Annotated in this window: 2 protein-coding genes and 2 pseudogenes; 3 read left to right on the top strand and 1 reads right to left on the bottom strand. The window is 67.4% G+C overall.

The window, feature by feature from the left end:
* Nucleotides 1-194 (top strand): annotated as a pseudogene (locus tag J7I89_RS20570) (IS3 family transposase); the annotation flags it as partial.
* Between the two features lie 354 nt (nt 195-548).
* Here J7I89_RS20570 and J7I89_RS20575 read toward each other — a convergent pair.
* Nucleotides 549-2,161, bottom strand: a pseudogene (locus tag J7I89_RS20575) (IS1634 family transposase).
* Between the two features lie 537 nt (nt 2,162-2,698).
* Here J7I89_RS20575 and J7I89_RS20580 point away from each other — a divergent pair.
* Nucleotides 2,699-3,808 carry a LacI family DNA-binding transcriptional regulator gene (locus J7I89_RS20580; protein WP_214974131.1) on the top strand — a complete coding sequence of 370 codons (1,110 nt, stop codon included), beginning with the start codon at nt 2,699-2,701 and terminating at the stop codon, nt 3,806-3,808.
* Between the two features lie 111 nt (nt 3,809-3,919).
* On the top strand, nt 3,920-6,991 hold the full coding sequence (locus J7I89_RS20585) for a glycoside hydrolase family 2 TIM barrel-domain containing protein (RefSeq protein WP_214974139.1): 3,072 nt from the start codon (nt 3,920-3,922) through the stop codon (nt 6,989-6,991).
* Nucleotides 6,992-7,262: the final 271 nt, after the last annotated feature.

Here is a 7,262-nt window from a genome sequence, read left to right on the forward strand (position 1 = left end):
GCTTCCACACCCCCGCAAACGTCCACTACGGCCACGCCGCCGGCGTCGCCAAAGAACGCTCGGCAACCCTCGCTGCAGCCCGCGCGAAACACCCCGAACGCTTCAACAAAACCACCGACCCCAAAATCCTCGCGCTCCCCGGACCAGCGTGGATCAACCAACCCAAGGAAATCACCGAACAGTTAGCCGCCTAACTCCCGTTGGTACCGTTCAGCTTGAAAAATTCCGGCCGGCCGGGCACCCCACGCCAACGCGCCGCCGTCGTCACCGGCCAAACCGAGAGAGCGTCCGCGATCATCCCGCAGGGAGTGAGAGAGCGTCCGCGATTATCCCGCAGGAAGTGAGAGAGCGTCCGCGCCAATCCGGCAGGAAGTGAGAGAGCGACCGCGATAATCCGGCAGGGACTGAGAGAGCGTCGCCGGCCCAACCAGCAGAGTCGGTGCCCGCATCTAGACTTACCAACTATGACCACCTCTTCCGGCGAGACTTCCTCCGGCCTCGGCCAAGGCGCATCTGCCGGAGCCTCCAACCTGACTTGGCTCATTTGCTTAGTGCGTGAGTTTTGGGCTGTGGATGGCATCGAGGATGGCTTGCTGTTCGATGGAGATGTCGGGGTCGAATCTCTGTCTTGTGCCGTTGATGGCGATCGTCGCTGAGCGCAGGGGCCGGAGCTGTTTGATGACGTTGCCCACCGCTAGCCCTGTCCTGTTCTGGACGGTTCTGGAAACGGCAAGAGCGGTGAACACGATCGTTAGGTGCGCCTCGATCGCGTCGCGCGTGCGGTGGAACATGGGCCTGGCCCGTAGGTCTGTCTTGCTCATCCGGAAGGACTGCTCGACGTGCCATAGGTCGTGGTAGGAACCGATGACCTCCGTTGCGGCCATGACCGTCGCCGGGATGTTCGTGACGTAGCCCTTGAGTCCGGCCAGTTGCCGGGCACGTGTCAGCGACGCGTCATCGAGGCTGCGTTTCCCGCCGCTGGTCTTGACGAAGCGGGGGGTCCGGGCCGCCTTCTGTCCCTCGATGACCTCGCGGGCCCGGTTCTCCTGGGCCGTGAGGGTGGTGGCATCGCGGACCGCTCTCTTGCGGGAGTAAGCCCACAAGGCCCGCCATGAGCCGGGGTGCGTCGCGGGGTCCCAAACGGGTTCGGCGCGCAGATCGGTGTTGTTCTCCTTCGTGTGACCGGTTCTGGGGGTGATCGTGTCAATCAGCTGCCCGTCGGTGAACGCATCGCCGTGCCAACGGAAATGCGAGGCCAGGTCGGTCGGGGCCTTCGTCATCCGGGAGCCCACGATGAACCGCAGGTTCGCATCGTCCAACTCGCGCAGGTTGCCCGCTGAGAGCATGCCGGCGTCGGCCACGACGACCATGTCGGTCAGGTTGTGGCGGGCCTGGAATTGCTTGATGATCGGCACGATGGTCGCGGTCTCGGCCTTGTTGCCTTCGAAGCAGCCGATCTCCAACGGGAACCCGCCGCGGTCGACCAGCAGACCGACGACGATCTGGGGATCGACGCGGCGTTCCTTGGAGTACCCGACCTTGCGCAGTTCGTCTTCCTTCTCGGCCTCGAAGTAGAGCGTGGTGACGTCGTAGAGCACCAGGGAAACGTCCCCGCTCGTGCTGGCGTGCTCGAAGCACCAGGTCGCAATCCGGTCGCGGTACTTGCCCGCAGCGGCCCGGCCCAAGGTGCGTTTCATCGTCGCGTAGCTGGCCGGGGACTGGCCCAGGTCCCGCAGGACTCTGCCGGCATCAAGAAGCGATGTCGGTTCGACGACCCTGGCGATCACCAAGTCGCGGAACACCTCGTCACCAAGGCCATCGAACCCCAGCGCCGTGAACACGCCGGCCAACGCAGCGAACAGGATCCGCGAGTCCGTGCCGACCACGCGTCCCGAGCCGTCACGGCCGGCTGGCGTCAGCGTGCCGGGAATGTCGAACAGGCCCGGATCACCGGCAGGGGCGACCAGGCCCTGCACCGGCGGCATGGGCTCGACACCGAGCTCAAGGACAGCTCACGGGCGCGCTGGAGCAGCATGCCGAGCTCGGCCTCCGTATGCGCCGAACCGACGTGCTCCACGATCCGCTGACGACCGCCCACATACTCGGCGATCTGCACTGCCGTCGCTCCCGAGGCAGTCCGAACCCTCCTGATGAACGCCACACCGGTGACACTAGAACAAACCATTAGTGCGTGAAAAGCGACCAATCAGAACACATCACCGCAGGTCACAGCATCGGCCCACCACGAGACCACGACACATGAGCCAAGTCAGGCGACTACTTTCCGGACGCTCTCTCACCACCCGCGGGTTCTGGCGTGACGCTCTCTCACTACCCGCCGCGCAGGACCGGACGCTCTCTCACCACCCGTCGCGCAGGACGGCACGCTCTCTCACCACCCGCAACTTTTTACGTGACGCCCTCTCACATCCTGCCGCGTAGGACCGGACGCTCTCTCACCACCCGTCGCGCAGGACGGCACGCTCTCTCACCTCCCCCGGCGCCNNAAACCGAGAGAGCGTCCGCGATAATCCCGCAGGGACTGAGAGAGCGTCCGTGATGAGCCCGCAGGAAGTGAGAGAGCGTCCGCGCCAATCCGGCAGGACGTGAGAGAGCGTCCGCCGTAATCCCGCAGGAACTGAGAGAGCGTCGCCGGCCCAACCAGCAGAGTCGGTGCCCGCATCTAGACTTACCAACTATGACCACCTCTTCCGGCGAGACTTCCTCCGGCCTCGGCCAAGGCGCATCTACCGGAGCCTCCAAGCGTGCAACCATCCTTGACGTGGCAGCCGCGGCCGGCGTCTCGCGGCAGACCGTTACCCGCGCCATGAACGCTATGCCGGGCATTCGGCCGGAAACGCGTGCGCGTGTCCAGGAGGCAGCGCGCCAACTGGGGTACACGCCCAGCCGTTTTGCCAAGGGGCTGGTCCAGGGCGCGCGCACCTCCGTGGGGCTGGCCATTCCCGACCTCACCAACCCGTACTATCCGGCCTTTGCCTCCAGCGTCGTTGAACTGGCCACGCAACGCGGCTGGCACGTCGTCATGGATGACTACGGACACGGCGGGGCCACCGGCGTCGAGTCGGTGCAGCACCTCGCCCCACAGGTGGACGCCGTGATCGGATACCTGGGCGGGGCCGCGGACGAAGCGCAGGCCATCCTTGGACGTCGGCCCCTGGTGGTTCTCGACCAGCCGGCGGGATCGGCGTCCGGCGGGATCACCTTTGACTACGACCACGCCGCGCAAACCGCCCTCGAGCACCTACAGGCGAGGGGTTGCCGCCAACTGGCCTACATCGACCGCGCGTGGGCCGGGGCGGACCTTGGCGCGCCAGGATCTGTGCGCGCCGGAGGGCCAACGCCTGGAACCGACCCTGTCCGGGGCGTCATGACCGTGCGCGGCCAGGCGTTCGCCCGCAGCGCGGCTGCCTCCGGAATGGCCCTGACGGTGGTTGTTTCCCCGGAGTCTGCGGCCGCGGCCCGGCAGGTGACCCGGCGGCTTCTCGAAGACCGCCCCGGCACGGACGGGATCGTGGTGTTCAACGACGTCATGGCGGCGGGCGCACTGAAAGCTCTGGCGGACTCGGGCCGGGCGGTCCCTGCTGACTGCGCCGTGATCGGCATGGACGGCATCCCGCTCGGCGAGCTGCTGACACCTGAGCTGACCACGCTTGCCCTCGACCTGCGGGAGGTGGGGAGGGCCGCCGTCGAACTTCTGGACGGCTTGCTTACCGGGTCCCTTGACCCGGGCGGCCCGGGCACGGAGCTGCTGCTCCGTCACCATCTGGTGCTGCGCCAATCCGCCTGACCGGACGCCGGCCCTACCCAAACCATCTGGATCACAGTACTCTTGGACACATTCGTGAACGTTCACGGGAATCACTCAAGGCCCAGCCAAGACCCACCCAGGGGAACAAACATGTCAGTCGATTCATCCACTGTGCCCGCCGATTCGCGGCCAGCGACGCCAGCCAACCGATCCCTCGACATGGGTGCAGACGGCGTCCGGGACCTCGAATCAATGGCGCCCGCAGACGGTGCGCTTCCGGCGCGCGCATACCTGCACAGCAATGCCCCCCGGAAAGTCCTGAACGGCACTTGGAAGTTCCGGCTTCACGGCGGGGCGAGACTGGCCCCTGAGGACGGGTGGCAGCTCGGTCGGGACCTGGCCGGCTTCGGGGACCTGCCGGTGCCGTCCAGCTGGCCCATGCACGGCCACGGCACGCCCTGGTACACAAACGTCCAGTATCCGTTTGCCGTGGAACCGCCCCACGTGCCGGACACCAACCCCATCGGCGACCACGTCGTGGAGTTCGAAGCCGGTCCCGAGTTCTTTCCGCGCTCGGTTCTTCGCTTCGACGGCATCGAGTCCGCCGGCACCGTGTGGCTTAACGGAACCAGGCTCGGCACGACGCGCGGCAGCCGCCTGGCCCACGAGTTCGACGTCACCAACGTCCTGGTCCCGGGCCGGAACATCCTGGCCGTGCGTGTCGCCCAGTTCTCGGCGGCCAGTTACCTGGAGGACCAGGACATGTGGTGGCTGCCGGGCATCTTCCGGGACGTCACCCTGCAGTCTCGGCCGGACAACGGCATCGACGACGTCTTCGTCCACGCCGGATACGACCATCTCACCGGCGAAGGAATCCTCGCGGTGGAGGTAACCCGGGCCGGCGAGGCGATTGACGCCGTCGTACGCGTTGCCGAGCTGGAACTGGAGCTGCCCGCGGGGAGCGAGCAGCGCATCCCGGCCGTGGAGCCGTGGTCGGCGGAGGTGCCCCGGCTGTACGCGGCGACCGTCAGCACGGACGGCGAGGCCGTGGAACTCCAGCTCGGGTTCCGCAGCATCGCCATCGAGGAGGCGCACTTCAAGGTCAACGGCCAACGGATCCTGCTGCGCGGCGTGAACCGGCATGAACACGATCCGCGTCTCGGCCGAGCGGTGCCGCGGGAGGTCATGGAGAGCGAGCTGCGGCTGATGAAGCAGCACAACATCAACGCCATCCGCACGTCCCATTACCCGCCGCACCCGGAATTCCTGGCCCTCGCGGACCGGCTCGGTTTCTACGTGGTGCTGGAATGCGATCTGGAGACCCACGGGTTCGAAAGCGCGGGCTGGCAGCAGAATCCCAGTCATGATCCCCGGTGGGAGCCGGCTCTGCTGGACAGGATGCGGCGCACTGTTGAGCGGGACAAGAACCACGCCTGCGTGGTCATGTGGTCGCTGGGGAATGAGTCCGGCACCGGGCGGAACCTGGCGGCCATGTCCCGCTGGACCAAACACCGCGACCCCTCCCGGCCCATCCACTACGAGGGTGACTGGAGCTCGCCCTACGTGGACGTCTATTCACGGATGTACGCGGACCAGGCCGAAACGGCGCTGATTGGTCAGGGAATTGAGCCGGCCCTGGACGATCCCGAGCTGGACGCCCGCCGCCGCGCCATGCCCTTTGTCCTCTGCGAATACGTGCACGCGATGGGCAACGGCCCGGGTGGAATGACCGAGTACCAGGAACTCTTCGACCGGTATCCGCGGCTTATGGGCGGCTTCGTCTGGGAGTGGCTGGAGCACGGGATCGCCCGTACTGCCGAGGACGGCCAGCAGTACTTCGTCTACGGCGGCGACTTCGGTGAGGAAATTCACGACGGCAACTTTGTCACCGACGGCCTCGTGGACGCCGACCGCAATCCGAGGCCCGGGCTGCTGGACTTCAAGAAGGTCATTGAGCCGCTGGCCATCACCGTCGCGGAAGACGGGGCCAGCTTCACGGTCGCCAGCAAATTCGACTTCGCGGACACCTCCGGACTCCGGTTCCGCTACTCCGTGGAGGCCGACGGCGGCACTCTCGACGGCGGCCTGGTGGCGGTTGCGCCGTTGGCGCCCCGCAGCGAAACCACGATTCAGCTGCCGGCCGGGCTGGCCGCACGGGCAGGCGCAGCGGCCGCGGTGCTGACCGTCCTTGCCGAGCTGGCGGAGGAGACCGAGTGGGCCGACGCCGGCCATGAGGTCGCGTGGGGCCAGGCCTTCCTCAACCCACCCGGGGCGCCGCAGGTCCGTGCCACTGAAGCTGTGGTGGCAGGTGCGCCGGATCCTGCGGGAGGTGCCGCCGGCGCCGCCGGTGCCGAAACCGGTGCCGGCACCGATGAGCTCTTGCTGGGACCGGCCGCCTTCTCCCGGGCCACCGGAGCGCTGACCCGCCTTGGCGGACTGCCGGTGGACGATCTCCGGCTGGTGCTGTGGCGCGCCCCGACGGACAACGACCACGGAGTCGACTGGTGGGGGAACCCGGAAGCCCCGACCCTCGCGCAGCGATGGGTCGCGGCCGGTCTCAACCGGCTGCACTCCCGGCTTATCGGCATCAGGGCCGTCCCGGACCCGGACGGCGGCGAGGCGGTGGAGATCCGGACGCGCGTCGGTATCGCGGACAAGCAGTACGGGGTGTTCGTGGACTACACGTGGACCAGCGACGGTGAAAGGCTCAGCCTGCGGACGCGGGTGCAGCAGGACGGGGACTGGCGCGACAGGGGCCGCGACGTACCCTGGGCGCGGATCGGACTGGAGCTCGTGCTGGGCACCGGCGCCCGGCACGTGGACTGGTTTGGGCAGGGTCGCCACCAGGCGTACCCGGACACCGGCCAAGGCACGCGCAAGGGCTGGTATTCACAGGCTGCCGCCGATATGGCCGTGGACTACGTCCGCCCGCAGGAGTCCGGTGCCCGCGCGGCCGTGCACAGCGCAACGCTGCAGCTGGACGCCGGGAACCTGGCAATCAGCGGGCACCCCTTCGCCCTGACTGTCAGGCCGTATAGCCAGGCAGCACTGGATGACGCCACTCACCAGCCGGACCTGGTGCCGGACGGACGCACCTATGTTTATCTCGACCACGTCCAACGCGGAGTGGGGACCGGCGCCTGCGGGCCCGGAGTGCTGGAGGCGTACCGGATCGCTCAACGGGAGGCAGACTTCACCCTGGTCTTCGAAGCCAACGGCTGACCCCTCGCGTCGGCCTGGGGGTGGCTTGGAAGTGGGCCAGCCGCCGGGCACCGGGCTGGCCACTGGCCACCGGCAGGTTGCCGCCGGCGGCTGGCCGCTGGCCGCCGGCTTGCCTTTGCCGGCACGGCCGGACAGGGTGCCTGCAGAAATGTGACGCGCTCCATAGTGGGCAAATGACCCTGCATCCAGCTGACGGCGATCCGGGGAACCGCTGAAATCCCTGTAAATCCGGGGATTTCAGGGACTGCCGGGGGCGTGTTTGGGTGGGTTT

Source organism: Arthrobacter sp. ISL-5 (genome assembly GCF_018613835.1).
Lineage (GTDB): Bacteria > Actinomycetota > Actinomycetes > Actinomycetales > Micrococcaceae > Arthrobacter.